Below are 26,165 nucleotides of genomic sequence, written 5' to 3'. Positions count from 1 at the left end.
CATCTATTTCGCAATGAGACTTCCGCTCATCATCAACCACAACAAATAAACACCCCGGCAAGGCGGGAAATAAAAAAGAACGGAGATTTCGGTCCCGTTCTTTTTTTGCGGTTTAGATCCGCCAGAACAACTTATGCCGAGAGAAGGCTGCCGTGAAGAAGATCATCATCAGGGTGACGATCACGCTCCGGCCGACGGCCATTGCACACCCGCAATTTCCCCACAGCCACGGAAGCGGAACCGCGCAATCGACGAAGGTCAGCAGCGGCGTAATGACATATCCCGCTGCGGTATAGGCGATCATCGGGTTCTGGCCGCAGCGCACCAGCAACCCGGCAGGCACACGGACGTAGTCGAGCAGGACGGTAGCGATCAAGACCTCATTTTATGAAGCTCACATTCTAAAAGCGGCCAAAAATCCGACCGCTTTTAAATAAAAGAGCAATCCAAATTTCCGAACTGGTTCTACGGCATGTTTATTTACTGAACGCCACGATAAAAACCCCGGCCAGCAGGCACGACAGCCCGAGCCACATCGTTCGCCGCGACGCAGGGGAGGCATCGCGCCATTCGCCCGAGAAAAGCCCGGCGAGGTTGCCCGTCAGGATTGCCAGCGACTGCATCAACGCCCAGCCGACCGACGTTCCGGCATCGCCGAGGAAACTGCCGCCCATGCCGTAAAACATCATGCTCACATACCAGAGCACCCCGGCCAAAGCGGCCCAGCACCAGTTTGCCCACCGCCCGCAACGGTACAATGCCCCTGTTTTCCGGCTCCGCAGCAGGTAAATGCAGTAACCCGCATTCACAAGGCATCCGGCGGTCAGAGCAATGCTCCAGACGGCATTGGACGTATATACCGGATCGGTTCCGGCGGCGAGCGCCTGCTGCTGCAAAGGCGCCCCGAAAACAAAGGCGAAATTGACCATCGGGCTCAATACCCCGGCCAGCAGGCAGACCAGCAGGCCCTTCATGAAACCACTCTGCGCCCCCGTTTTCCGGGCCGGGCCATCCTGTTCCTTCCGGCTCCCGGCAATGGAATAAAAGACAATGCCGAGAACGATTACCGACACCCCGGCAATCAGCCGGATTCCCGACGAAGTCAGCAATTCGCCCGGATCACGCAAAACAACGGGCATCAGCGTTCCGATCACATTCGTCAAACCGAGCATGATGGGCATGCTCAGGCCCACACCCAGCAAGTCGATGCCCCGTCCGAAAAGGATCGCCCCGACGCCCCAGATCAGTCCGAAAAACGCCACGACGGCCAGCGACTGACACTCCGAAGCATAAACGCCCAAAAGCCCCGGGACAGTCATTGCGGCCACGATCCACGGCGCAGCGACAAGCGCCACGAAACTCCAGATCAGCCAGTTGTTTTCCCACTTCCAATCGCGGTTCCGGCTGAAAGGAACTGCAAAACTCCCGGCGAACAAGCCTCCCGCCGCAATCAGCGACAGTCCGGCCAGATAATTCGTTTCCATAACGTTATTTTTGAGCCCATGCTTTTCCGACCGTTTCCCGCAGAGCCGCGATCTGCTCCGGCGAAAGCTCGTAGAATTCGAAATCGCCGAGATGGGTATTGCTGTTCTCCACGATCAGGACCCGGCTTCCGGGCTGCATCGCGATCTTGTGCCACACCTCGCGGCGGATATTATAGGCCTGCAAAGGCTGCATGTCGACCGCTTCGCAGGTGATCCTCCCGTCGACGATCTGCGCCCCGACGAGTGCCGCACGCCCGTCGAGCAACACGAAAACCTCGTCGGTATAGTGGTGCACATCCAATTTTACGATACGCTCCAACGCCTCTTCCGGCGCATAGTTCAGGAAAGCTACCTGCCATTTGTCTCCGATCAGGAACGGAGCGTAACCCGTTCCGGCGTAATCATACGCATCGATTATCTTCATGATTTCCATCATCTGTTTTTTACCTGTTAATTTTCCAGGATACGGTCGACGACCAACTGCCGGAACCGGGGCGACAGCATCGAGAAATAAGCCGTGAAGCCCGTCACGCGCACGACCAGTTCGGGATATTTGTCCGGATTTTCATGTGCGGCAAGCACGGTCTGTTTGTCCATGACGTTCACATTCACCAGCGTTCCGCCCATTTTGAAGTGGGCCCGGAGAATAGCTCCGATCAGCTCCGCATTGTCGGGGCGGGCCAGTGAGGGGTCGATCTCCCACTGCATCGGAGCCGTATTGCCGTAACCGGGCTGAATCCGCGCGATACAGGTCGCCAGCGAGAGCGACGCATCGTCGAGCGCAAAACCGGGCAGCGGGTTCGCGCCGTGGGAAATGGGCGTTGCGGCCTTGCGGCCGTTGGGGGTCGCCCCGACCGAAAGGCCGAAGCCTACCGTATTGGCCCACGAGAAGAACCCGGGAATAAAGACCCGCCCGGGCTCCGTTTCACGCCGTACGGCCGAAACAAAGGCATCCTTCACACGCAGGGCCCACGATTCGCCGAGCGAATTTTCCTGTCCGTAACGCGGCGAAGACTGGAGCAGTTTGCGGACGGCAACGCCTCCTTCTCCTTCGAAATCCTGACGCAAATGACGCGCGACCTCCTCCCAGGTCAGGCGGCCTTCGCGCTCGATGCGCTGTTCGAGAGCGGCAAACGAATCCGCTACGACGGCGAGTCCCGCACCGTCGATCGAGAGGTTGTAATACTGCGCCCCGCCGTCCGAAGCATCCCGTCCCTTCTCCAGCGGCCCGTGGCTCAGCAGGTTGAGCAGCAATTCGGGTTCATTGTATTTCTGGTATTTAAGATGGTGGCGGATGCCCTCGGCCGCCGTATGGACGGCTATGCCCAGATGACGTTCGAAACCGCGCCAGAGCAGTTCGGTCGAAGGCGCAGCCCCCGAAGCCTGCAATTCGTCGTAGGCAACCTCGAAGACCTTGGCCATATTGACCTTCACCAGGTCGTTCATCGTATATTCCAGGCCCGGCAGCGACATCCAGTTACAGCCGACAGCGATTCTGCGCCGGGCCAGTTCCGCGCTGAACCCGTTGCGCATGAAACCCTCCACGAGGGCTTTGTCGCCCGAAAAACGGGGCCAGCCGTTCTTGTAGCGAATCAGGCAGGCGACGGCTGCACTGAACAACGCGGGGTCGAGCCCGTCGTGGACCCGTACCGTGATATTGAGCGAAGTGTCTATCTTCGCGGCCGCATCGAGCACCAGAAAGGAGATGCGCGAGGTCTGGTCGCGGCCCGTTTCATCGGGACCTCCCAACTGCCAGTAGACCGGATCGTTGATCAGCAGGCAAGCCAGATAGTAGACCGCCTCGTCGTCGGTCAGCCCGAGCGCTTTGTCGTGTTCGTAATAAGGCCTGAGCAGGGCGTCGATCTGGGCGCCCGCGCCGTCGCGGTTATACGTGCGCGAGGCGAGGTGATACCAGACGATCCATTGGCAGGCTTCGCGCAGGGTTTCGGGCGGCCGGCTGAGGATATTGCGGTTAACCTGCGCCATGGCGAGCAGGTTGTCGCGCCGCACGGCATCGGGTTCGGCGGCGGCCAGCCGGTCGGCCTCGGCGACATGGCGTTCGATCCAGCCCTGCACGCTCCGCACCACGCGTTCGTGCAGGTCGTAGAAATGCTGCTGTCCGGGCGAGGGATTCAGTTTTCGGCAGGCAGCGATCTTGTCCAGCAAACCGCCCCAGCCCAGTTCGAGACCCAGCCGGTAATCGGGGGCGAAATGGGCGTCGTCGCCGATGCCGCAAATGATGTCGTAGCGGGCGATATCGGCCTTCAGGTGGTCGTAGGGATAGTCCGGATTCCACTTGTTGGGGCGCATCTTGGACATGAAATACATCCACCGCCCGGCAAAGGCATCGTCGGGATCGACGTAGACCGGATGGACGGCCATCAGGCTGCAGAAATTGTCGGCCCAGGCATCGAAACCATAGAACGATCCGTCCGGGTGGTTGGGCCGGATCGTCCAAAGGCCTTTCGGGGGTACGATCCGCCCGTAGTCGTCTTCATCGAGCACGCCCTCCTGCTCGATCTTATCGCGCGTCTGCTGCAATTTACGGGCACGCAGGTTAGCTAGTTTCTGGTCGTAATTCATTTATTCAGATTTATTTAACATTTATTCCGGTTCCGGCGGCGACAGCCCGGAGACTTTCCAGCCGCTCCGGCGGCAAAGGTTCCGCACCGGGCATCGGATTTTCCATGCCCAGGCCTGTAAATTTATCGGCCCCGAGAGTATGAAACCCGAGCAATTCATAATAAAGCAGGCTCCCGACGCCTTTCAGCAGGGTGCAAATCGCCCCGATGGCTTCGGGCGTATCGTTCACACCGGGCACAACAGGCGTGCGGACGATCAGCGGAACGTTCCGCTCCCCGAGCAGCCGCAGGTTGGCAACGGTCCGGGCATTCGATACCCCGGTCCACCGGCGGTGCAGCCCGTCGTCGGCCGCTTTCAGGTCGCACATCCACAAATCGACCAGCGGCAGCAACCCGGCGATCAGCCCGGACGGTACGGACAGGTTCGTCTCGACGGCAGTCGGAATCCCCCCGGCCCGGCAGTGCAGCAGCAGTTCCCGGACAAACAAGGGTTGCAGCAGCGGTTCGCCGCCGGAAACGGTAACGCCGCCGCCCGACTCTTCGAAATAAGGAATATCGCGTTGCAGTTCCTGCATCACATCGTCCACCGAAACCGCTTTTCCCACGAGGTTCATCGCCTGCGCAGGGCAGACATCGGCACACCGCCCGCAGGCGTCGCACCGTTCCCGGTCGAGGCGTACAGCCCCGTTTTCCATCCGCAGGGCGCCGGACCCGCAAACGAGCGTACAGGCTCCGCAGGCGACGCAGCGTTCCCCGATCCGTTCGACCTGCGTTTCCCGCCGCCACGTTTCGGGGTTATGACACCAGCGGCAACGGAAATTGCACCCTTTCAGGAACAATGTCGTGCGGATGCCCGGTCCGTCGTGGATCGACATCCGCTGCACACGGGTTATCATGCCTGTTATCGCATTCTTCATTTCAATCTCGTCTTACCGTACTTATTCATAGAAAATAATTGCTTTTATTCTTCTAAACCGATTTTTAGCACTTGCCTATTTCACAAATTATCCGTAACATTGTAAAAACATACAGCCCCATGGACATTCCTGTTTTCGAACTATCCGGCTTCCTTCACCCGGGCGAAACATTTCACATGGCCCGCGTCAACATCATCTCCCGGCAGGACCTCTCCTTCCACACGCATGACTATGCGGAACTGCTCTGGATCGAGAAGGGTGCGGGGTATCACCTGGTCAACGGCGAACGCCAGCGCATCGGGCCGGGCGACCTGATCATGATACGGCCGCAGGACGCCCATACGTACGCAGCCCCGACCAAGGGCGGAGGAATTACGCTGATTAACATTGCATTCCCCGTCGAAACGCTGCACCATTTCCACAAACGTTATTTCCCGGACTGCACCCACTATTTCTGGTCGTCCGGACCGATGCCCTACCGGATACAACTCCCGGCCGAAATCCTGCACCAGCTCTCGGCGCATGCGGAGGAGGCGATGGGCCATCCGCGAAGCAACATCGAACTCGACAGCCTGCTGCTGTCCGTGTTCCGGCAAATAACCCTCTGCGAAACCTTGTCTACGCCGGCCGACACCCCGGTCTGGCTCGTACACGCCATTCAGGAATACACGACTTCCGACCTCTTCTGCCGGGGCTGCGCAGGATTCGTAGCGCTCTGCGGCAGGAACGGCGACTACGTCAACCGGACCGTCCGGCTCCACTTCGGCAAATCGCTGACCGAACTGATCAACGAACTCAAGATGCGTTACGCAGCCACACAACTCATTATCACCAACATGCCGATCAAGGAGATCAGCTCCAACTGCGGCTTCCCGAACCTGGGACACTTCTACAAAACATTCAAGTCGCTCTACAACCAGACGCCGAAAAAATACAGGCGGCTCAATCAGCGGATGTTCTGACCCACTCTCCGGGAAGGCGGTCGGGGCGGTCGGTGATCACGCCGTCAACACCCAAGGCTGCCAGGCGTCGCATATCCTCGGTTTTATTGACGGTCCAATAGTAGACCGAGATTCCCTTGCGGCGCGCCGTGCGCACGATGGAGGGCCGGTCGAGACGGGTCTTGCCCGAACGGAGCGGAATCTGCATCGACCGGTGCTTCCCGCACCACAAAAAACCGAGGCCCATTTTGCTCAACACCACAAAACGCCTGATATGCCGGCGTCCCATGGCCGTTTGTACACGTCCCTGCGAAACTTTCCTGAAATGCCGGACAATCCGGTCGTCGAAGGCCGAAACCAGCACGCGATCCTCCGTTGCGGTCCGACGGAGCAGTTCCGCCAGTTTCCCGGCACAGCGCATCCCCTCTTCGCCCTCACCCTTGATTTCGATAAACATCCGTTTCATGGCCCCGTATTTCAACAACACTTCTTCCAGGGTCGTGATACGGACTTTCCGGTCGCGGTAGGGATAGCTCTTTTCAAGCCCGGCAAACTTCGCCCCGAAGTTGAAACGCCCCAGTTCTTCGAGCGTATAGCCGATGATCGGCCCTTCGCCGTCGCTCGTACGCCGGAGCGTATCGTCGTGGTGCGTCACCAGGACACCGTCAGCCGTCAGCCGGACATCCATTTCGAGCATATCGACCCCCAGCGCCACGGCGCCGTCAAAGGCGACCATCGTATTTTCGGGAAACAGGTGTTTGCATCCGCCGTGGGCCACGACAAACGGAGCCTGCTCCTCCGCTCGGAGAAACGGATTCCCGGCCGCGGCCGGCATCGGGCCGCACAACAACACGGCCAAAAACAGCAAAATGCACTTCATAACGATTTACGCAGGCCGGGGAAGACGGATTCAATCCGCCTCCCCCGGCTTACAGCCTGACCGGCTACCTGAAAGTTATCTTCTTGGGATGCGTCATCAGCATCGGGGATATTCCGTTCACCTGAACGGCCACCCGTCCGAAAATATAGTTCTGGGCGGCAGGAAGTTTCGAACTGTTGACCGCAGGCCCCGAGAAAATGACGTTATCGAGGCTTCCGCCGGGATTGTTCTGCGTATTGAGCGTATGCCAGTTGATCTGCGAACCCTGGTACAGGTAGGCCGTCTTGCCGACGTACTCGCGCATGATGTTCACCGTTTTGGCTTCGGCGGGGTCGGTTACGACCTGCCGGATCGAACAGGTGCATTCCAGTTTGTCGGCCTCGGCGTTGTACTTGTACTTCACATTCTCGATCGTGTAGTAAGGCGTTACCTCGATATCCATCTCCTTATTACCCCGGATTTTCACCAGAACGGTGTCCTGCTCCATCACGAACGGACGCGCCGATTTGGGAATGACCATCTTGTAGTCGCCGTCGAAAAGCACCTGCGAGAACGTCCCGTCGATATTGACGTTCACACGGATAGCCTGCTTCAACTGCCAGTCGCCCTGCTCCCACAGTTCGATATAAACCTCGTTGTAGCCGAAGCCGAGCTGTTCACCGTTATAGAGGATACGGCCGGAAAAACGCGATTCGGGTTCGTCGTAGTTATCGTATTCGCACGCGGCGAAGGTCAGCGCCAGTGCACATATTGCCAAATAAAATAGCTTTTTCATAATCTGGAAATGTTTTTCATTACTGGTTAGGCTGTTTGACGATCTGGGGATTATTGCTCAGGATCGTGGTGTTGATCTCCGAGTAATAATTGCCGATCCGGAACTGGTGTGCGGCCGTTACATGGCTGGGCTTACGCACCGTGAAAACCCACTTGCCGTTGACAGGCTGCCCGGGGGCATGCACCTTGAGCGGCCAGAGCCCCAGACACTGCGTATTGACGGCATCGGCGACAGCGGGATTGCTCGGCGTATCGTTCATATTCTGGCCGTTCCACACAAGGTGGGCCAGGCGCCAGCGCTTCATATCCCAAAGTTCGTGTCCTTCGTAAGCCAGTTCGACCTTGCGCTCGTGCACGATCCGGTCGAAAGTGATGTCCGTGTCGACCAGCTTCGTGGTGAATCCCGCACGTTCGCGCAGACGCGAGAGGTATTGTGCGGCCAGCCCCTTCTGGTCGAGTTCGAACGCGGCTTCGGCGGCATTGAGCAGCACCTCGCCGAAGCGATAGCGGATAAACCACACCTCGCTGCCCGTCTTCTCGTCGCCCGAACCGGCTTTGGTATCGTTGTACTTGCGCACGTAGAAACCCGTATGCGTATTGAATTCGGCGGCCTCGCACGGACCGTCCTTGCCGACGACCTGCACTTTCTCGGTCGTGCCGGGCAACGTGCCTTCGGCGCCTGGAGCATTGCCGCTCACGAGCTGGCCGGAGAGCGTCACATAGCCGGCCCAGATGTCGACGGGAGTACCCCGGAACGAGCTGCCCGGAAGGATCACCGTACCGGCGAGACGCGCATCGCGTCCTGCAAACACGTCGCCCGGTTTGTCGTAGAACACCGGATCAGAGAGCGTACCGATCTTCAGCGGCTCGATCTTATTGCCGTCGAGCAGTTCGTACATCTGCACGAGGTTGAGCGTGGCGCACAGCGAACCGTTGTAACGCGGGTATTCGCTCATCGACTGCGGCAGGCTGTAAACCGTATAATTGTGGATTTTGTTGGGCGAAAGGTAATCCTTCACGAAAATGGCCTCGGTATTGGCGTCCGACTTGTCGAGGAACATCGAAGCGAAGTTATCCGCAAGGTCGGAGGGATTTTTCTTGTAGAGGTCATAGAGGTTGTCGGTCATGATCTCCTGCGCCGACTTGAGGGCGATGTCGTAGTAATAGTCCGCTTTTTCAGCCGGAATACCCACCTCGCCGCCGGGAAGCGTCACCTCGGGCGTACGGAGCGCACCGTATTTGGCGATCGAACCCGCATAAAGGGCCGCACGCGAACGCATCGCCAGCGCAGCGGCTTTGGTGGCACGCGACTTGACCGAAGGATCGTTCGGCAGCAGGGTCTTGATCTCCTCGCACTCCCGGAGTATGAAATCGTAAATCTCGTATTCCGGATTACGCGGACGGTAGAGGTAGGTCACATCGCCGCTGTAATCGTATTGCAGAGGTTCGGTGATCAGCGGCACGCCGCCCATTCGTTTGACCATGGCGAAGTAGTAGGCCGCACGCAGGAAACGAACCTCGGCCATCAGCCGCTCGCGGCTGTTCTTGGCGAAGACCGAAGCATCGGCCCGCGCACATTTTTGCAGGAAAAGGTTCATATGGCGCACGTAGCCATAATCCCACGAAGCCTGCTCGCCATAGCCCCACGTAGCGTTCTGATGGCGTTTGCGGTCTACGGCATTGGAGCAGTAGGCCTCGTCCAGGTCGCAGAACGAATACCATTTTTCAACGGTCTGGTAGTCTGCATAGCGGGAATAGAGGTCGGAAACCAGGCCCATGATCAGCGCCTCGTTTTTCCAGACATCCTCATCCACAAAAATATCGGTCGGCGACTTCGTCAGGAAATGTTCGTCACCATCGCAGCCCGTGAAGAGCAGCAGAACAGCCAACAGGAATATATTGAAGTTTTTCATCAGTATTCGGTTTTAAAGTTAGAACGTCAGGTTTGCACCGATGTTGACCACCCGGTTCTGGGGATACTGCATACCGTTACGGTCGGAAATTTCGGGGTCGACACCGTATTTCTTCACATTGTCGATGGAGAAGAGGTTGTAGGTGTTGACGTAGAAACGCACCTTCTGGATACGGGCTGCGGCAAGCCATTTCTTAGGCAGCGTGTAGCCGACTTCGAGCGACCGGAGGCGGAACGCCACAACGTTGGTGGTCCAATAATCGAGGTTGCGGTTCCAGGAGACGTATTCGCGGGCCGTGAAACGCAGGGCGGGAACGTCGCCGGGAATCCATGCGCTGTTGGCATCGAACGGGTCCTCATGCCGCCAGCGGTTTTTGAACTGCGTCTCGCGCACCAGCGTACGGCCGTTCTGGAAAGGCCAGCGGGTCTCCCAGTTGGGCGTGAAGGCATAGCCCGCAGCCAGCGAGAAATCGGCAGACAGGTCGATACCCTTCCAGTCGAAGCCGAAGGTGAGGCCGCCGTTGACGATCGGCTGCGGAGCGACCGACGAGTTGTCCTGGTAGGCTATCGGACGTTCGTCCTGCGAGTCGATGCGGCCGTCGCCGTTGACATCCTCAACGATGAAGTCGCCGGGCAGCAGCGTGGTGTTACCCTTGCCGTCGATGTTGACCGGCCAGTTGTTGATCTGGTCCTGGTTCTGGAACACGCCAATCGTGTTGTAACCCCAGTTCACATAGGTGTAGCGGCCTTCCTGCCCGTTGCGGTAGCGGTGAAGCGAATTGGCGAAACGCTCGTTGTAGACCGAAACCATCTTGCGGCGGGCGTAGGAAATATTGGCGCCGACCTGGAAGCCGAGCTGTCCGAAACGGTTGCGGTAGTTCAGCGCGATTTCGAAACCGTAATGCGCATCGGCATTCAGGTTCTCGTTCGCCAGCGAATAGCCTACCTCGCTCGGGAGAACCAGGTCGTTACGCGTGGCCAGCAATCCCGTACGCTTGCGGTAGAAATAGTCGAAACTGCCGTAGAGTTTTCCGCCGAAGAACCCGAAGTCGAGTCCGACGTTGGTAAAGTGGTTCTTCATCCAGCTTACGTTCGTCACCGGCTCGCCGCGGGGACGAATGCCTACGACCGCTTCGCCGTCGAGGATGCTGACCGAAGTGTTGTTGTTGTATCCTGCCACGTAGTCGTAGTCGCCGCCTACGGCGTCATCGCCGACGACTCCGTAGGAAGCCCGGATCTTCAAATCGCTCAGCACGTCCGACTTGACGTTGTTCTTGAAGAAAGGTTCCTGCGTAATGCGCCACGCTCCCGAAACCGAAGGGAAGAAACTCCAGCGCTTGGTCGATATGAATTTCCAGGAAGCGTCGTAACGGCCCGAAAACTCGATATAGTAACGATTGTCGAAATTGTAGTTCACACGGGCGACGTAACCCACACGGGCCTGCGGTTTATCGGAAGCCGTATAGCCCTTGATGTCGCCGAGCATGATGATCGGAATGACATTGTTGTTGGGCGACGCCTTCACCAGTTCGTCGGTCGTACGGTAGGTCGTACGCTCATTGGCCAGCACGGCGCTCACGTTGTGCTTCTCGGCGAACGTACGGTTGTAGTTGATCATGAACTGCAACATCGTGTTGAAGACCTTCTTGTGGGTCTGCTCGCGGTTTGCAGTCGCATTGACGGCTTTCTTGTCGTAGGTATCCTTATCGCTGTTGTAGGTATAGGCGTCGTAGGCATACTCGAAATTGTCGATCACATTGTCGGCCATCTGGTACGAGTAGGTCACGCGTCCGGTCAGCCCCGGCACATAGTAGGATTTGTACTCGGCGAACATGTTGGCCTGCATCACGCGCAGGTCGTATTTGTAGTAGCCAGAATTCTGGTAGTTGATACCGGCCCAGTTCGCTTCGGGAACCTGCGTTGCGCTGATATACATCGGGTTGTCATTGGCATAGGGTCGCTCCGTGGGCAGCAGGTTCAGCAGGGCGTTACGGGGCTGCCAGTAGTCGTCGGCATCGGCGCCCGAAACAGCGGGATTGCGTTTCGAATCGATGCGGCCGCTCAGGTTGACGCCGGCGCGCATCCGCTTGCCGATGTTGGTTTCGAAGTTGCTCTGGACGTTCGAACGCCGGTAGTTATAGTCGCGGAAGGCGGCGTCCTGGCTCATGTGCGACACCGAAACATAGTATTTGGTCTCCTTGCCGCCGCCGGAAATATTGGCATTGATCGACGCCTGGGGAGCATTGCGCTGTACGATGTAGTCGTACCAGTCGAAACTCTGATAGCCTTTTTCCTTGCCCACGCGCCACTTTTCCAGCTCCTCGGGCGTGAGGGTCGGATTCTGGCCCTGGTTCACGAGGCCTTCGGTCTGCGCCAGCATCCATTCGTAGGCATTCGTACCGCGCGGAAAACGCGTCCAGTTCTGCCAGCCGTAGTACATGTTGACATTGATGCGCGCCGGAGTGTTCTCCTGTCCCCGTTTGGTGGTCACCAGCACAACGCCGTTACCGGCACGCAGGCCGTAGATGGCAGCCGAAGCGTCTTTCAGCACTGAAATGGATTCGATGTCGGTGGGAGCCAACTGGTCGAATCCGCCCTTGTCCTGCGGGACTCCGTCGATGACGAAGAGCGGGTCGGCGCCAAAGTTACGGACCTGGATCGTGGCCCCGGCGCCCGGCCTGCCGTCGGCCTGGCGGAACGAGAGGCCCGGCAGTTTACCCGAAAGCATGGCGCTGGTCGTCGCGCTGTGCACACGGTCGAGGTCGCTGTCGCCGACCGATGCGACGGCTCCCGTGATCGACGCACGCTTCTGCGCGCCGTAGCCCACGACCACAACGTCGTTGAGCAGGTTGGACATCTCGGAAAGGACCGCATCGACGGTGGTGCGGGTTCCGACCTTTTCCGTGACGGAATAGTAGCCCAGGTAGGAGAACTGCAACGCATCGCCGCTGCCCACCCCGCCGATCATATACCGGCCGTCGGAATCGGTTACAGCGCCCCGCTGCGTACCTTTTACAATCACGGAAGCTCCGATTACGGGATTGCCCTTTTCGTCGACAACCGTACCGGATACACTCCTTCCGGTCTGCGGAGCTGCAGTCTGTCCTTGGACGGCCTGCACCCAGACCGCTGCCAGCAGGAACATCCCCCACAAACAGATTTTAGTAGTAATAGTTTTCATAAGCATTCATTTGATTTAAGTTGGTTTTTGTTCGGATAAAGATTGGGCATTGTGATTTCGGCTGCATGTCAAGGCATGCCTTTTTTACATAATCATCCTCTTTTGAATGTTCGAATAAATGGCTAATGAGTTATCTGGTATTGCTTCACTATGCTGTGCTGTGCTGATCTAAAATCAAATATACATCATAATATTTTAAATGAAACAAGAAATATCAATAATGTCGGAATAGCGTAAATTTTCCCGTCCGGAACAGAAAAAAGAGACCGGTTTCTGACGAAACCGGTCTCTCGGAGATGCTTTAGGGCAAGGCCCTTATTTCATTCAATGGCGGTAGGTTATCGTTCTGATTGTCTGACATGGTAACGGCAAAAACAACGACATTACGGTCCTTGGGCAGCGTCAGCTCTTTCGCCCCGGCCTCAACCGGCAAACCGATTTTATACATATACGTAAATACGTAAGATTCGTTTCCGTGATCTGCACTGTGGCGATGGGTCCCGACATAGGCCAGGTCGCCGTTTTTCACGAAACCGTCCCCGCCGTCGTGCCCCCACTGGCCGAAAAAGCCCGAGTAACAGGGAACCGGACAACAGAACGATTTGCCGTCGACGGCGAACTCGGCATCACGATCCCCGTCGAGCGAAGCCGCAAGCAGGTAAACGCGCCCATAGTTCCCCTGCGGCAACACAATACGCTGCCCGTCACACTTCACGACATTCTTCCGCTCCACGTCGTTCGACACCCTGAATACAACCCCCTCGGAAACAACCTCTTCGGGAACAAGTTCGGCGGCATACGAATTTCCGTTCCCGTCGAGGTTTCCCTGCCGGTTGAACGCATCCACCGTAAAAGCGTAGTCGTTGCAGGGCAAATCGACCGACAGCGACGAAGGTGCATTCAGCCGGATGTCGCTTGTGCGTAACTTCACCAGGTAAGTCGAAGGCGCGAAACGTCCGCTCGACACGATCAGGCGATTTCCTTCGAACCGGGCTTCCGCTCGGCGTTCCTCGACCCCGTTGAGCACATAGGCGGCTTCGATCGGCGCTGCGAAACGGATTTCGCCCTGTTCCAGCGGTTTGCCGCTCATCTCATTCAGGCGCAGGACATATCCGCTGCCGTCCTCGGCCTGTTTGAGGGCCTTCACGGCCAACTGCGGGGTCGAAACCGACAGGAACGAAAACTCCCTCCCCAGACCGCCTGCATGTTTGGGAGCCGCATAAGCGGCCAGCGGCTGGTTGAGCGACTCGGCTTTCGAAGCGATGCGTCCGGCGACCGGATCGCCCGTGTGACCGACGATCGAATAGGTGAAAACATGACGGCCGATATCCTGCCGGGACTGGTATTTATAATGGCGTCCGGGCGTAGGCGTATGGAGCAGCGTGAGGCGCAGCGTATGGTCGTCGGGTTTGTCCCAGCCATACTTGCAGTCGTTCATCACCGCCACGCCGTATGCACCGTCCCGGTCCGTCAGGTCCGCCCACTGCTGGGCGTAAACTTCGTAGGCCGTCGGGGTATTGTTGCCGCGGCGGATATAGCCCAGGCCGAGGTCGTAGGCCGCTTCGGGATTCGAAACCGACATCGGGAACTCGGCTTTGAGCAGCGCGTTCTCGCTCTGCCAGTCCACTTCGTTACGAATGTCGATCCGGTCGTCGGCAGCACCTTCGGTCAGGCTGATATACTGCACGAACGTACTCTTCCCGTGACGGCGGCTCACCTTCAGCGTCGCCCGCAAGGGCCCTTGTTCCGCAACCGAGATCACCACATCGTCGGCAACGGCTTCGGGCGCACGGTCGATCGTCTCCTTCCAGATTTCCCAGGCAGGCCAGTCGGTCGACTTGTTCTCGGTGAACATCGCCAGCCGGAAAGCCTTTCCGTCCTGCACCAGTTCACGGCCCGAACGCTTGTCGAGTACGGAAGCAATATCGCCGTTGGCGTCGAGCGTCAGTTTATAAATCCGGTTTTCGAGGCTGTTCGGCGTCGCTTTCAGCGACGACCGTACCGCCGCACCCTGCATGCGCAGGTCATAAACGGCGTAACCGACCGCCCCTACTTCGGCGGCAAAGGCAATGCGCGCCTTGCCGTCCTTGTAACCGAGCAACTGGGCCGGAACCCGCTCGCCGCGCGGCGACCAGACCGATACGGCGCGCGGCTGCGTAGCCGCGGCGACCTCCGCCTCGACAACTTCCCGGCGGATTTCGGCCACGGGGTTGTAGACCACCACGGGAATCCCCTTCACCCGCGTATCCAACGCACGGGAAACACCGCCCGAGGCCGAAGCCGCAAGGTTGGCGAATTTATCCTGGGCGATCAGTTCGTCGTTCCACGAAAAAGTATAGGCGCGGGGAATACTCGTTCCCGTCAGGTCGTCGTGGAACTGATGCCAGATGAACCTGCGCCACTCGGTGCGCAGTTCTTCGGCCGGATAGGCAGCAGCCCCCAGCCAGTGGGCCATGACCGAGGCGCGTTCGGCGGCGTCGGCCAACTGTTCGTTGCGGCGGTTGAAGCGTTTCATCGCCGCCTGTGACGTATAGCAGCCCGTCGCATGGACATCCATGAGCAGTTCGCCGTCGTAGACGGGCAGCTCGGGATGCTTGTCGAAGGGGTAATAGTCTTCGTACATCTGCCCGGCACGGGCGCTGACGACCTCCAGCGGACCGTCGCCGTGAACCCCCTTCTCCAGGGAAACCAGCGTCGGGATCGTCGGCGAACCGCCGCGGTCGCCCACCCCGTAATAGCGGTAGGCCGTGTTGTTCACCCCGCCTTTCGCCAGCGCGATGATGCCCTCGTCGCGGCTCATGTCGCGGCCGTCCCAGCGCGTATTGTAATCGTTGGCATTCAGGGCCGCCATCAGGCGCGAGCCGTCGATGCCCTGCCAGAGCCCGATCGAAAAGGGCACTTTCGCCTCCCCGTAAAAGGGATGTTTGCGCCACTGGAGTTTCTGGGTCGAGAATCCGATCAGTCCCGCATGGGCGGCGATCGTCGGAAGCGTATAACCAAAACCAAAGCAGTCGGGCAGGAAAATGTCGTTCGACCGCACGCCGAACTCCTCGCGGTAGAACTGCTGGCCCAGGAGGATGTTGCGGAAAAACGACTCCGGAGAGGGAATATTGGGGTCGGTAGCGTCCCACGTACTGCCGCAGACGTTCCAACGGCCACGGCGAATCCATTCCTTCACCTGCCCGTACATTTCGGGATAATACTCCTTCATCCAACTGTACTTAACGCCTCCCTCGAAGTTGAAAACATAGTCGGGATAGCGTTCCAGCAGCCAGAAATTCTGGACCATCGTATTGCGGATATACACGTCGATCGAGGTCTGCACGTCCCAGTTCCACTGCGAATCGAAATGCGCGTTGGAGATCATGTACGCCTTGTATTCCTTCTGCGCATGGAGGCCCTGTGCAAAAACGCACAAAACGCCGCAGAGAATCAGTATCTTTTTCATGACTATTCGGGAATCTTTTCAAGGTAAATATTCGCGAACTCGAACTCCGATTTATAACCGTTTCCGCGGATCTGGAACGAAACCGAATTGGTCTGCGGGGTCAGCACGATGTCGCCGGCGTAGAAACGCGGCACGAGTTTCTCGGCGTCACCTTTCGAACTGCGCCAGCCGGAGAGCATCCCCTGCCGCTGCCAGACGGAAAATTCCGCGCCGTTGGTTTTCTCGTAATAGTCGAAATAGACCCTGTAACGCCCTTCGGGGACATCTTCGAGCAGCACGCGCACCAGCCCCGTGCCGCGCGAAGAGACGGTCATGCCGCGCGGAAAATCGCCGAAACGCACCTGGGCGTTGTTGCCCAGCGACAGGCGCATGGCCTGCGGATAGAACGTGTGTCTGTCGGGAATATAGACCGTCCGCAGGCTCTGCGTGGGTTCCATGCACTCCGTGGAGGGCGTTTCACCGTAGAAGAAAGCCACCGAGGTGTAATCCACCGGGTATTCGTTGCCCGAGGGGCCGTGCTCGATGCCCATGTAGAACTCGCGGTCGAACGAGAGTTTGTCGTTCATGTAGAAACGGTAGCCGCCCGTGCGCGCCATCGGCAGCGAATAGTCGAGCGAACCGTGCAGCGGCAGGCTCACGCCGCGGTCCCAACGGTCGAGCATGGCATACCAGCCGCCGTTGTAGTAGTCCTCCGAACCCGTACCGTGCAGGCGCATCTTACCGTCCATATAGGTCGAGTCGTCGCCCTCGAAAAAGCCGGTCATCTCGGCCAGGAAGCCCTGCGCCTGATGCACCGTACCCACGTAGTGGCCGCGGCCCTCCTTCGAAAGGAATTTGTAGTATTCGCCCTTGGCGGGGTTGATCTCCCGGCGCCAGGCGGTGTAAAGACGGCCTTCGGCGCGGATGTCGCGCGCCCGGTCGTTGACCCACACCCGGGTGGTCACCTGGATCGGGTTCTGGCGGACACCTTCGCGAACGATATAGCGGAGTTTCAACTCGGAGCGGGTGTCAAACGGCGCGGGCAGGTAGCAGTAGTTGACATCGCCGCGGCAGCCGATCAGCATGCTGCGCATGGCCTTTTTTCCGTAAGCGTAACCGAAAAAATCGGCCAGGGGCGCGTGGATCGCCGGGCGTGTGTCGTCGTCCCAGCGGGCGCAAAGCAGCACGTCGCGGTCAAATCCTTCGAACGAGGCTCCGCCGTCGATCTCGAATCCCGCGATGCGGCCGCCCGTCTGCTGTTCGAAGAAAACGGTTTCATCGCCGGGCAGCAGCGTGAACTGTTTCTCCACGAGGCGCACCCCTTCTGACTTCCCGACGGCATAATCGGTGCATGCGGGCGAAATCTCCGACCACACGTTGCACACCGAAGCGAGCATGTCGCGCTCCTCGGAAGAGAACTCCCCGGTCCAGGTCTTCACGTCGTAACCCGGCAGGCTGCGGTACTGGAACTGGTGGAACATGATCTTTTTGCCGCAGAAGACGATCTTGCACGACTTGGCATAGGGAATCGGCACGTAGCAGTAATAACCGCCTATTTCATTGGCACACATGGGTTTCACGAAGGGGTAGACCTTTCCGGAGAAGAGATCCGAAAAGCGCAGGCGAAGGCGGGGCGTCGACTCGCCGTCGAAGTAAAATTCCAGCATGTCGTCGGTAGGCGTCGGGGTCCAGATGCGCTGGATAACGCCGGGGCCCTCCAGTTCCGCCAACACCAGCTTGTCGCCCTCCTTGCGGATGTAGGAGTACTTTCCGGCAAAACCGTCCTCGTTACCACCCGTAGGGTCGTAGCTGGAAACCTGTTCTACCATGCCGTCACGGTAGAGAGGCAACTGATCCACCCGTTTGAGCAGCTCGACCTCGGAGGCCCAACTGTAAGGTTTCAGCCCGGTCGTCTTTTTCTTCGCGGCCGCGACGTTCCCGCCCGGCAATGCCAGCAAACCGATGAGCGCCAGCAGGGATAAACATTTTTTCATTTTGTCGAGTCGTAGTTTATGATGATTACTGATTGATCTTCCATTGTGCGTCGATCGTCATGCCCCGGCCCGTCACACGGACGATCACCGGATAGGCCGGCTGCACGGGCCGCTTCTCGCTTCCGCTCACGGTTTTTACTCCGGGGTTGGTCGGGGGTATGCCCGAAGCCTCGCCGACGAAGACCTCCACCGGGGCCGAAGCCTCGATCCGCACCTCGGCATCGCCCGTACGGACCGTAAAGTTCTTTTTAAAGGCATAGCGCTCCACCTCCCGGATGCGGGCATAAGGCTCTTCGCCGAACACCGCCCCGCCGAGGCTTTTGCCGCTCAGCACGGGCCGTTCGTTGAACAGCAGCACGTAGTCGTAGCGGTGTTCCTCCTGCGAACGGCAGACGAACCGGTCCATAAGCACCGCCCCCTTCAGCGTCAGCCGGCGCGACATCTCCACACCGGGATAGACCTCATCGGCCCGGGCGGAAACCGTTCCTCCGTCGGGCCGCGCGTCGAACGCCACGAACTCCCCGGCAACCTCCCGCTGGTCCTGCCCGTCGACCGTCACCGTATTATGCGCCAGCGTCTTGCGATACCATTTCGTATAGTCGGGAGCGCCGTAGGCCGAAGTCCCGAAATCGGAGACCAGCTCTTTTGTTCCGTCGTGCACCGAAATCGAGAGTTTATCCGGATGCCCGTGGCCGCCCCCGTGCGGACCGTATTTCATCACGACAGTCGCCGCGGAACTGCGCAGCAGGGCGAATCCAGCATCCTCGAAACGGTAACTTCCCTGCCGCATCGGTTCCGACGCCGGGGCGATCTGTTCCGGATTCAGCAGGGCATAACCGCTGCCCCGCTCGACATGGCGGTAGCATTGGGCCAGCACATCGCGGAAAAGCGGGTCGCGGAAACGGGCGTACGCCGCTTCGAACAGCCCGGCCTGTGCAATGAGCGACTCGCCGTACCAGCCGTCGTTGTGGGCCGGAAAGGTCAGGTCGGGATAGACGCCCCGCACCGGCGATGCGAACATATTATACAACTGTTTGTCATACAGATCGATGTTGCGGCAGCGCACGGCGTCGGCCGTCATCACGACAGCCCCGAGCGGATAAAAATGGTAGATCGGCGAACCTTCGTTCCACCATCCGTCCGCATAGACGTGTTTCGCCATCAGCGTCCGGTAACCGCATTGGGGATCGTCGAGCGCCACACGGATCAACCCGTCATCGCGCAAGGCGATTGCCAGCGCCGTCAGGCCGCAGTTGTGCCACACCTGCCAGTTGCCGCCGTCGCGGCGGCGCAGCAGCAGGTCGGCCCCCTGCCGGAAAAGGTCGCGTTCGATTTTCTGCTGCTGAGCCCCGGTCAGCGTCCCGCGGACGGCGACATAGGCCCGGGCCGCCGAACTGAACCACACCGATTCGTCGAGGCTCTGTCCGAACATCTTGCCGCTGTGTGCCTCGGAAGGCTTGCGCCAGGCGTTGTGTACCATGTAATCGGGATACATGTTCGAGTAGTCGAGCAGCATGTCGCGGATATATTCCGCATAACGGGATTCGCCCGTAGCCAGGTAGAGGTACATGCAGTTTGTCAAAAAGCTCAGGTTGCGGGCATGTACGAAGTTCACCCACCCCCAGTTGTAGCGGTTCACGCCCCGGTACTCCTTGTCGCAGGCGGCGCAATAGTGGGCCGTAGGATGGTCCCAGCGGAACGAGAAGGTGACATTGTGGATCGGGCAGACGTAGAAGTGGCCGTGTCCGGCTTCCAGCGTGGGAACCTCCATGTCGTGCGTCATGCGTTCCTCGACACCCCGGCGCATGGACGCCACGATCCGCATGCCCCAATCGGTTTTTGCCGATTCGCGCAGGTTGGCCACGTCCTCCGGGGAGAAAAAGTAAAACGCATCCGGGGCGTCTGTCCGGGGCTCGTTTTGCCCGTAAGCGGCGACACCGAGCAAAAACAACCCGGCGGCAACGAAATATTTCAACGGTAAACGCATTCCTGTTATTTTTTATTCAGACTTTTCCAATCGGCCGAAAAATAGGCTTTGTTCAGTTGTGCCAGCAGGTCGCTGCGCTGCTCACGGATAAATTTGTCTTCCAGGTCGCGGTAGAGGTAATATTGCAGCCAGTAGCCCTTATGGTATCGTTCGCGGATCGACGAGACCTGTTTCAACTTGGCATACCACATGGTGTTGAGCCCGTGGCGCTCGGCGACCTTTAGGGCCTGCTGCGCCTGCTGCCACATGTTGTCGGCCATACGCTGCATCATCTTCGTATAATCGCGGTAGCGGAAACCCGACACGTCGATCAGTTCGCAGCGGTCGTCGACACCCAATGCTTTCAGGTCGACCGTCGTTTCGAACGTGTGGTCGCCGTCGAGGTCGTACTCGATATAATCGAAGAACCCGTTCCCGTCCCGGTCCGTATAGCGCACCGTCGCAAAACGTTCGGGGTCGCGGCGCTGCCAGAGCCGGTCCCAGCCTTGATAATAGGTCGTATTCTGGTCGATGCGCCAAATGCCGGTTTCGGCTCCGTAGAGGTGCAAACGACCGTCGAAACGGCTGATGTAGAGCTTCCCGCCGCCGGAATTATCCATGTCCCACTCCCCGCGGTCGCCCGAAGGATCGGATTGGGAATGGTTGTCGAAACCACCGCGGCTGCGCCCGACCTTGAAGGGGTCGAGGTTGTCGCAAAACTCCACGCGCTCCCAGCGGCCGCAGTCGTCGTCCTCGTCGAAAACGAAGTTCACGCGGTTCCATTTTCCGCGCTTGAAGATCAGGTCGTAGGCATGTTCGTGGTCGGGATAAACCAACTCGGTCAGTTGCCGGAAACGGGGGTCGGGGAAGAACTTGTCGGCCTCGGGCAGTCCGCGCATGTTGCGGAGCGGATGGACCTGGTCGGAATAATCGAACCCCTCGCCCTGGAAGCCCAACGTAAAGTCGAAATCGAACTCCTGGCCCGGGCGGTTGTCGTTATCCAGGTCGACGGCGATCGAAACCCAGTCGATGCGCCCCGTCAACTGCATGTGGTCGTAGGTGTTGGGCAGCGTCGGGTCTTTCATGTGCGGCGGGGAGTCCAAAAGGCGGATCGCCATCTCGGTCAGCCCGTCCTTGTCGGGATCGTAGAAAAGAAACGGATTTTCCCAGTTGAGCCGCAAATCGCCGATCTTGTCCGTCGAGGCGTGCATCTTCATAAAGGCGGTTTTGCCGCTGTAATCGGGGAAGAAATCGCAGATGCCCGACTTCTGCCAGCACTCCAGCCGGAAGGTATTCCAGTCGATGTAGTTGAAAATATCGTCCTTGTCTGTATCCAGCACGACCATGTAATGACCGTTGGGCCACACTTCGTCGGTCGGTTCGAACGGGTATTCGGCGACCAGTTGCAGGTCGGCCCGGCCGTCGCCGTCGAGATCGGCCCACTTCACGATGAGGTCGTAAATCCCGTCCTTGTTGCGGTCGATCAAAAGGCAGTCGTTGACCGTATCCCCTTCCAGGTCGCCGGGCTTCATATTGCCGTCGTCGTCGAGCCAGAGCACAGGAACGTCGTTGTGGGTAAGCGAACGGATCGCGTCCGGTTTCCCGTCGCCGTCGAGGTCGAGGTATTCCGGCGTGAACCCCACAGGCGGCGGAGGCAGCCGGAAAGGCGAAATCGCGTTGTTCGAATTCCAGTAAGCAACGGGAACCTTCTCCTGCGCCCGGATTCCGAAAGGAAGCAGGGCCGCGATTGCCAGCAGGCATTGGAGCATACGGTGTCTCATAGTATCAGTCATTGGTTTGCAGTTCCATAAAACGGCCGAGGGCCGCATAGCGTTCATATTGTTTTTCATAGAAGGCGCGACGCTCGGGATCGGGCGTATAATCGACATACTCGCCCACTCCCATCGCAGCCTGCGCCGCCTCCAGCGTCGGATAGATTCCGGCAGCAACGGCCGCGCACATCGCAGCGCCCAGCGCACAGGTCTGATCGTATCGGACGACCCGGATCGGCATGCCCAGCACGTCGCTGAGCGTCTGCATCACGAAAGGCGACTTGACGGCGATGCCGCCGATGGCCAGAATCGAACGGATTTCGACCCCCTCCCCGGTAAAACGCTCTGCTATGGCCCGCGACCCGAAGGCCGTGGCCTCGACCAGCGCCCGGAAGATCATCGGGGCCGAAGTGCCGAGCGTAAGTCCGGTCAGCGCCCCGGTCAGGAGCTGGTTCGCATCGGGAGTCCGGCGGCCGTTCAGCCAGTCGAGGGCCAGCACCGAGGATTCCCGGGGGTCGATCGCGGCCGCCTGCTGGCTCAAGTGCGGAATAACGTCCTCGGCCAGGTCGGCCCGTTCGGGAAGCAGTTCCCGCACCGGCCACATAAGCAGGTCGCGGAACCACGCATAGACATCGCCGAAAGCCGACTGTCCGGCTTCCATGCCGACATAGCCCGGCAGGACCGAACCGTCGACCTGCCCGCAGATACCGCGAACGGCCCCGTCGAGTTTCCCGGCCGGAGCTACGACGATGTCGCAGGTCGAAGTCCCCATGATGCGGGTCAGCACACCGGGACGGATGCCCGCCCCGACAGCCCCGATATGGGCGTCGACCGCCCCGACGGCCACAGGAATGCCTTCCGGCAGTCCCAGCCGCGCAGCCCATTCGCCGCACAGCCCGCCGGCAATCCGCTCGGCAGTGTGCGTTTCGGGGGACATCCGTTCGGCGAAACGCCCCAGTCCGGGCCGCAGTCCGTCGAAGAACGCCGCAGGAGGCCAGCCGCCCCACGCCGCATGCCACAACCCTTTGTGCCCGGCGGCACAGCGGCTGCGCAGGAGCTCTTCGGGACGGGTATTGCCCGTCAGCAGCGCGCACATCCAGTCGCAGTGCTCGACCCACGCATAGGCGGCGTCCGCCACCGCAGGATTGGTTTTCAGGATATGCAGCACTTTGGCCCAGGCCCACTCCGCCGAGTAGATGCCGCCCGAATAGAGCGTATAATCCGTATCGGCCTTTTTGGCCGCCGCATTGATCTCAGCGGCTTCGGGGATGGCCGTGTGGTCCTTCCACAGGACGAACATCGCATCGGGCTCCCCGGCAAAACGCGCGGTCAGCGCCAGCGGCGTTCCCTGCGCATCGGTCAAAACGGGCGTGGAACCGGTCGTATCGAACGCCAGGGCGCAGATTTCACCCGGCATCTCCGCCGAAATCGCGGCGAGAGCCTCCCGGACGGCCTTTTCAAGGGACTCGGTATAATCCAGCGGATGCTGGCGGTAACGCTGGCTGCGGGCATCGCAATACAGCCCCTTTTTCCAGCGCGGATAATGGCAGACCGCCGAAGCGATCTCACGGCCGTTTTCGCTGTCGACGACCAACGCCCGGCAGGAATCGGTCCCGTAGTCTATTCCGATCACATATTTCCTCATAACGCGCGCTCTTCCTTACACACAAAGACACTGTAATAAACGATGACCGCAAAAGCGACGGCCGGAACCCAATAGGCGGTTTCGATGCTTCCGATCCGGTCGGAGACGATGCCTTGTATCTGCGTCAGCACGGCGGCTCCGGCAATTGCCATGACCATACCCGCACCGCCGATCTTGGTATCCGGCCCCAGACCGCGGAGCCCGCAACTGTAAATCGTGGGAAACATCAGCGACATACAGCCCGAAATACCCATAAGACCGTAGACACCCGTAACACCCTGTCCGTAAACCGCTATCAGGCAGCATACGACAGCCAGGCATGCAAGGGTAACGAGAATCTTGCGCGGGGAGAAAAAACGCATCAGCCCGGTGCAGACAAAACGGGCTGTGACGAACAGCACCAGCGACAGGATATAGTAAGTCGCCCCGGCCTGCTCGGCCGTCCGGGGCAGCAGGTCGTCGAGCCCGACCCAGGCACAGAAATCGTAAAAACCGGCGGCAACGGGTTCCACGCCGCGCAGGGCGGTAATGATGCTTTCGGTCGAAGCCCCGTTGCCGAGTTCGGCGATCACAGCATCGAAATGCAGTTGCTGCATGGCATACCGGATGACGAACGACCACACCGCAATCTGCGCACCCACATAGAAAAATTGTGCGACGACGCCCCAGACATAGCTCCTGTTTTTTATCAGCCGGCGGAAAGTCGCCCCGAACTGGAGCGTCTTGTCCTCTTCGCGCAGGTTGGGCATGCGCGTCAGCCAGATGGCAAGCAGCAGGACGACCATGACGGCGCCCACGGCCACGTAAGTCATCGTCACGGCGTTCAGTTCATCGGCCTGGATCGCAGCCAGTTCCGCGGCGGGCAGCGCAGCCCGCTCGGAAGCCGTAAAAATATTGAGTCGCGAAAGAATGAATATCTGGCTGATGACCACGCCGGCAATGGCCCCGAACGGGTTGAACGACTGCGCAAAATTGAGGCGCTGCGTCGCCGTCGACTCGGGCCCCATGGCAAAGACGTAGGAGTTGGTCGACGTTTCCAGGATGGAGAGGCCGGCAAAGAGGATGAGGATCGCAAAAAGATAGGTCACGAAACTCAGTTCCACGTTCACCTCCGAACACAGCATCGCAGGATAGAACAGGAAGGCTCCGAGGGCATACATCCCCAGGCCGAGCAATACGCCGGACTTGTAGGTATAGCGTTTGATGAACATGGCCCCGGGAACGGCGAAACAGCCGTAACCGAGCAGGTAGCAGACGACCTGTATCCATGCCGTTTTGGCATCGGTCAGGCTCATGATGCGCTTGAAGGCCGCCAGCATCGTATCCGTGAGGTTGTTCGGGACCGCCCAGGCGAAGAAAAGCGTCGTCAGCAGGATAAACGGAAAAACGACGTTGCGGGGAATGATGGGTTCTTTCATGGTCGTAGTTTCGGGGAAGGGTTAGCAGTCGGAAACTGTTCAGCGGAACGTCGCGATGATTTCAGAAAGGTCGTAATCGAAAAGCCGCTCCACAATCTTCGCAAGCGCGGCTTCATCGCCCTGGATATGCAGGACGGCCTGCCGGTGCGAAAGCGATTCGCCCGGAGCGAGGGCCGCCCCCGGAGACGAGGTTTCGATCTCGTAGAAGGGTCCCATGATCGACCCGTCCTCGACCGGACCGTCGTTGTAGGCATTGATCACATCGCCGTTGAAGGCGTCCTGCTGCTCGCCCCACTGCCCGTTCACATAATCGGCGGGACCTTCGGGCCGGGAGTACGTCAGCAGCGTGAGCACCTGTTTCTCCGTGTCGTAGCTGCCGCAAATGCCCTTGGCGCGCGGAGCCGGAATCCCGATCTTCGCCCGGTATTTTCCGTCGATCTTGAAGCGCAGCATGCCGTCCCCGGCCACGAGGCGGTCGGCGGGAACTTTTCCAAAATAGGTGTCATTCACAACCGGCCCCGCGGCATCCTCGTTATAAGGGATGAACACGGTCGTGGTCGGCGTCGGGGTGAACATGCCGAGCAGCCAGATCGAAGGCAGTCCGGTCTGCTTCGTCCAGGCGTTCTCGCCGCGGTTGGTAATCCGGTTGTCGGTTTCATAGGCTACGATCTTCAGCCCGGCAGGCAGTTCCATGCCGAGCAGTCCGCCGACGGTCGCTGCGTCGAGCAGCGAAATCGTGCGCTCGATATCCATGCGGAACGGCACGCCGCTCGCATTGACCAGTTCGGTCGACTTGGTAAATTTCACCCGGTCGGCCGCCTGCTCCCCGATGTCGTATCGTTCGGTGTCGATGACGGCCGGGACGAGCCAGTTCGCATAGACCTGTTCGGCCCCGGGCTTGAAGTAGTAGGAGAACGCACCGCCTTCGGGGCCGATCCAGAAACGCTCCTCGCCGCCCACGGGATTGAACTGCGGGCTTTGTTCGCCGGCCTCGATAAAGCGGTAGTTGATCCAGCCGTAGCTGTCGCCGCCGTCGCCGTCGGCCGTGGAGGTCATCACACGCCCCTGGAGGCCGGGAGCGACCAGTATTTTCGCACCGCCCTCCGGGCCTGCCAGTTCGAGAACTTCGATTTTGTGGTCGCGAAGGAATTTCGCGTCATATCCGTAACTGCCCATTTCGTACTTTTTTTCCGCAGGGTTGCAGCCGGCAACGGCCAGCGCAGCGCCTGCAAGCATATAATTAATCAATCGTGCCATGATCGTATCGTTCGG

The 26,165-nt window shown here is 59.1% G+C and carries 17 protein-coding genes; 1 reads left to right on the top strand and 16 read right to left on the bottom strand.

What is annotated here, in order from left to right; genetic code table 11:
- Positions 1–112: 112 nt before the first annotated feature.
- The 5 genes from I2E69_RS10655 to I2E69_RS10635 form a co-directional block, all read right to left on the bottom strand.
- A complete protein-coding gene (locus tag I2E69_RS10655; protein ID WP_195461192.1) occupies positions 113–376 on the bottom strand; it encodes a hypothetical protein in 264 nt (87 codons plus the stop codon).
- Positions 377–476: 100 nt separating this feature from the next.
- The gene (locus tag I2E69_RS10650; protein WP_195461191.1) at positions 477–1,484 is read right to left on the bottom strand and encodes an L-rhamnose/proton symporter RhaT; all 1,008 of its coding nucleotides are present in this window, start codon (positions 1,482–1,484) and stop codon (positions 477–479) included.
- A gap of 4 nt (positions 1,485–1,488) precedes the next feature.
- On the bottom strand, positions 1,489–1,908 hold the full coding sequence (locus I2E69_RS10645; RefSeq protein WP_195461190.1) for a hypothetical protein: 420 nt from the start codon (positions 1,906–1,908) through the stop codon (positions 1,489–1,491).
- Between the two features lie 26 nt (positions 1,909–1,934).
- Positions 1,935–4,067, bottom strand: coding sequence for a pyruvate formate lyase family protein (locus I2E69_RS10640; RefSeq protein ID WP_195461189.1), 2,133 nt, complete (start codon positions 4,065–4,067; stop codon positions 1,935–1,937).
- A gap of 10 nt (positions 4,068–4,077) precedes the next feature.
- Positions 4,078–4,983 carry a glycyl-radical enzyme activating protein gene (locus I2E69_RS10635; RefSeq protein WP_195461188.1) on the bottom strand — a complete coding sequence of 302 codons (906 nt, stop codon included), beginning with the start codon at positions 4,981–4,983 and terminating at the stop codon, positions 4,078–4,080.
- A 119-nt stretch (positions 4,984–5,102) separates the two neighbouring features.
- Here I2E69_RS10635 and I2E69_RS10630 point away from each other — a divergent pair, with 119 nt between their 5' ends.
- Positions 5,103–5,945 carry an AraC family transcriptional regulator gene (locus I2E69_RS10630; protein WP_195461187.1) on the top strand — a complete coding sequence of 281 codons (843 nt, stop codon included), beginning with the start codon at positions 5,103–5,105 and terminating at the stop codon, positions 5,943–5,945.
- Here the strand turns inward: I2E69_RS10630 and I2E69_RS10625 are convergent.
- The 11 genes from I2E69_RS10625 to I2E69_RS10580 all read right to left on the bottom strand — a co-directional run bounded on the left by I2E69_RS10625 (position 5,926) and on the right by I2E69_RS10580 (position 26,150).
- Positions 5,926–6,804 carry a glycerophosphodiester phosphodiesterase gene (locus tag I2E69_RS10625; protein WP_195461186.1) on the bottom strand — a complete coding sequence of 293 codons (879 nt, stop codon included), beginning with the start codon at positions 6,802–6,804 and terminating at the stop codon, positions 5,926–5,928. The two genes, I2E69_RS10630 and I2E69_RS10625, sit on opposite strands and share 20 nt — an antisense overlap.
- Positions 6,805–6,868: 64 nt before the next feature.
- A complete protein-coding gene (locus I2E69_RS10620; protein WP_195461185.1) occupies positions 6,869–7,579 on the bottom strand; it encodes a DUF3823 domain-containing protein in 711 nt (236 codons plus the stop codon).
- A gap of 19 nt (positions 7,580–7,598) precedes the next feature.
- Complete coding sequence (locus I2E69_RS10615) at positions 7,599–9,491, bottom strand: RagB/SusD family nutrient uptake outer membrane protein (RefSeq protein WP_195461184.1); 1,893 nt, start codon at positions 9,489–9,491, stop codon at positions 7,599–7,601.
- A gap of 18 nt (positions 9,492–9,509) precedes the next feature.
- Entirely contained in the window at positions 9,510–12,671 is a 3,162-nt protein-coding gene (locus I2E69_RS10610; RefSeq protein ID WP_195461183.1) for a SusC/RagA family TonB-linked outer membrane protein, read from the bottom strand.
- A 301-nt stretch (positions 12,672–12,972) separates the two neighbouring features.
- Positions 12,973–16,119, bottom strand: a complete 3,147-nt coding sequence (locus I2E69_RS10605) for an alpha-mannosidase (RefSeq protein ID WP_195461182.1) — start codon at positions 16,117–16,119, stop codon at positions 12,973–12,975.
- Between the two features lie 2 nt (positions 16,120–16,121).
- Positions 16,122–18,092 (bottom strand): glycoside hydrolase family 172 protein, encoded by a 1,971-nt coding sequence (locus I2E69_RS10600; protein WP_195461181.1) that lies wholly within the window; start codon positions 18,090–18,092, stop codon positions 16,122–16,124.
- A gap of 25 nt (positions 18,093–18,117) precedes the next feature.
- Positions 18,118–20,079: a heparinase II/III family protein gene (locus I2E69_RS15260; RefSeq protein ID WP_229095460.1), complete on the bottom strand. Its 1,962-nt coding sequence runs from the start codon at positions 20,077–20,079 to the stop codon at positions 18,118–18,120.
- A 5-nt stretch (positions 20,080–20,084) separates the two neighbouring features.
- On the bottom strand, positions 20,085–21,839 hold the full coding sequence (locus tag I2E69_RS15255; RefSeq protein ID WP_229095459.1) for an FG-GAP repeat domain-containing protein: 1,755 nt from the start codon (positions 21,837–21,839) through the stop codon (positions 20,085–20,087).
- Between the two features lie 4 nt (positions 21,840–21,843).
- On the bottom strand, positions 21,844–23,475 hold the full coding sequence (locus tag I2E69_RS10590; RefSeq protein ID WP_195461180.1) for a ribulokinase: 1,632 nt from the start codon (positions 23,473–23,475) through the stop codon (positions 21,844–21,846).
- A complete protein-coding gene (gene fucP, locus I2E69_RS10585) occupies positions 23,472–24,893 on the bottom strand; it encodes an L-fucose:H+ symporter permease (protein WP_195461179.1) in 1,422 nt (473 codons plus the stop codon). The genes I2E69_RS10590 and fucP overlap by 4 nt, the downstream gene beginning before the upstream one ends.
- A gap of 39 nt (positions 24,894–24,932) precedes the next feature.
- Complete coding sequence (locus tag I2E69_RS10580; RefSeq protein ID WP_229095458.1) at positions 24,933–26,150, bottom strand: DUF6786 family protein; 1,218 nt, start codon at positions 26,148–26,150, stop codon at positions 24,933–24,935.
- Positions 26,151–26,165 lie beyond the last annotated feature (15 nt).

The sequence above is a fragment of the Alistipes sp. D31t1_170403_E11 genome (assembly GCF_015553985.1).
Classification (GTDB): Bacteria; Bacteroidota; Bacteroidia; order Bacteroidales; family Rikenellaceae; genus Alistipes; species Alistipes montrealensis.
This window is presented reverse-complemented; position numbering and strand designations above follow the sequence as displayed.